Source organism: 'Chrysanthemum coronarium' phytoplasma (assembly GCF_000744065.1).
Classification (GTDB): domain Bacteria; phylum Bacillota_I; class Bacilli_A; order Acholeplasmatales; family Acholeplasmataceae; genus Phytoplasma; species Phytoplasma asteris.
Map to the genome: position 1 here is coordinate 1 of NZ_BBIY01000158.1, position 587 is coordinate 587.

Genomic DNA, 587 nt, shown 5'->3' on the forward strand with positions numbered 1-587 from the left:
TTTTGGTAATGCTAATTCGCAACGCTTAGGCTATATTATCAATTTAAAAGAAAATAGCAAGTTCAATAAGAACTTAAAAGAAATAATAACTATTTTAGATGAAACTCCTTATTTTGATCAAGAATTTTTTTTATTATCCCAAGAAATGTTAAAAACTCCTTTCATTATTAAATCCTTAGTTTATGAAACTATTTTCCCCAAAGAATTTGTAAAATCTTTTTTAAAAGAAATTAAAATTATAAATAAGGAGTTATTTCCTGAAAATCTCAAAGGTTTTTTCGCAAACAAAAAGGAACTTTTTTTAAATCCCAAAAACAAATCCCAAGAAAAACTATTAGAACATTTTACAAAACTATCTAAGAAAAAAATTGTCATAATCAAAGATATTTTACAAATCAAAGAAAAAAACACTGAAAAAAAAATATGCATTTACCACCTTAATCCGCAATTAAGTGAACAAAAAGATATAAAATTAACACCCAAGCAAAAAGATTTTATTGCAAAATTAAAAGAATTAAAACCTTTAAAACCTTTAAAAATGTTAGATAAAATAAGCTCAAATGAAATCAAACATAGCAAACCAAAAA

1 pseudogene is annotated in these 587 nt (G+C 23.0%); it reads left to right on the forward strand.

What is annotated here, in order from left to right:
- Positions 1–587 (forward strand): annotated as a pseudogene (locus tag OYV_RS04280) (replication restart helicase PriA); the annotation flags it as partial.